This is a genomic window from Streptomyces sp. NPDC004667 (genome assembly GCF_040609475.1).
GTDB lineage: Bacteria > Actinomycetota > Actinomycetes > Streptomycetales > Streptomycetaceae > Streptomyces.
Genome location: NZ_JBEXKC010000265.1, coordinates 1 through 1,368, shown reverse-complemented (window position 1 = coordinate 1,368; position 1,368 = coordinate 1). Strand labels below are relative to the sequence as shown.

At 73.8% G+C, this 1,368-nt stretch carries 2 pseudogenes; one reads left to right on the top strand and one right to left on the bottom strand.

The features are described from left to right. A pseudogene (locus ABZW32_RS39940) lies at positions 1 to 420 on the top strand (hypothetical protein); the annotation flags it as partial. A 238-nt stretch (positions 421 to 658) separates the two neighbouring features. On the opposite strand, the pseudogene ABZW32_RS39935 reads toward ABZW32_RS39940, so the two are convergent. Further along, positions 659 to 1,368 (bottom strand): annotated as a pseudogene (locus ABZW32_RS39935) (hypothetical protein); the annotation flags it as partial.

Sequence of the window (1,368 nt, the reverse complement as noted above, 5' to 3'; positions counted from 1 at the left end):
GGGATGCGACGACAGATCGAGAACCTGCTCATCCGCGCCGGCGGCATCCCGGATCCGCACACCGAGCCCATGCGCGTCGCCGACCTGCTTCGCGAGGCCGCCGCCGAGGTCGAGGACTTTCGGCGGATCGAACGGCAGGCACTGGACGAGGCGAGCGTGGAGCCCCACGCGATCAGTCAGATCGGCCACCTGCAGGCGGAGCCGCTGGACAACGCGACCCGGTTCTCGCCGCCCCGCTCGAAGGTGGTCGTCCGCGCCGAACTCGTGGCGGACGGGCTGTCGTTCGAGATCGAGGACCGCGGGCCCCGCGTCCCGGCCGCCAGGTCGCGCAGGCGGGAGCCCCGGCCGGACGCCCCCGCCCCTGAGGTGACGCCGAAGCCGTCAGCTCCGCTGGAGCACGGCCTCGGCGCCAGTCCGTGAAGCCCGGGTGGCCCGTGCCGGTGACGGTGAGCCGGCGCTTCCAGCCGTCACCCGTGGCCAGGCACCGTCCCGGCTGGTGTCTTCGATGTCGGCCGGCGGCAGGGCGGGGTCACCGCCGAGCGGCAGGAGCGGGCGCTTGCCGAGCCCGCCCTGCCGTCGGACTCGTACGGGTGGTCCGGCGCGGCCACCACGTAGCCGCGCGAGGTCGACGAGGCGGAGGGTGTCCTGGCGGCCCGGGTCACCCGCGGCGGCGCAGCACACCAGGGAGCCGGCCGCCGCGCCCTCGCCGGAGCCGGGCGTGGCGGTCCAGTTCCTCCATGAGCCGGTGGGACCGCTTGTCCACGTCGAGTTCGTCCAGCACGCGGTCCACATCGGCGAGCAGGGCGCCGTGCAGCTGCCATTGCGCGGGCGCGGTGCGCAGCTGCTCCAGCAGCAGGCTCGCCAGCAGGTCCCGGGACTCCCGTGCCATGCCCAGCTCCCGCGTGAGCCGTTCCTCCTGCTCCTCGGCGTTCGTGGTGACTTGTGCAGTGATCAGCCGGGAGAAGCTGTGGACGGCCAGCGCCATGTGCCCGAACAGGTCCCGAAGGGCCCGGGTCACCGCGGGTGAGAACAGCGGCTCGTTCTCGCGCGCCTTCGCCAGGTCCGTGAGCGCCCGGGCCGAGACGCGCAGTACGACGGCGCAGATCTCCAGGGTGTCCAGGCCCGTGCGCAGGACCAGCCGGAACATCAGCCCTTCCCGTACCCGGGGGTTCATGCGCAGGCTGTCCTCCGCCTGGCGCAGTGCGGCGTCGACCCCGGCGATGTCGTTGTCGAGCCGGCGTGCCTCGTGCAGCTGGCTCACGGCTCCCGCGACGGTGGCGTGCCCGGTGGGGACCGCCGACTCCCCGGCCCGCGCCTTGGCAAGGGCACGCTCCACGCCCTCGATGCGCTCGTCCTGGCGTACGTAGC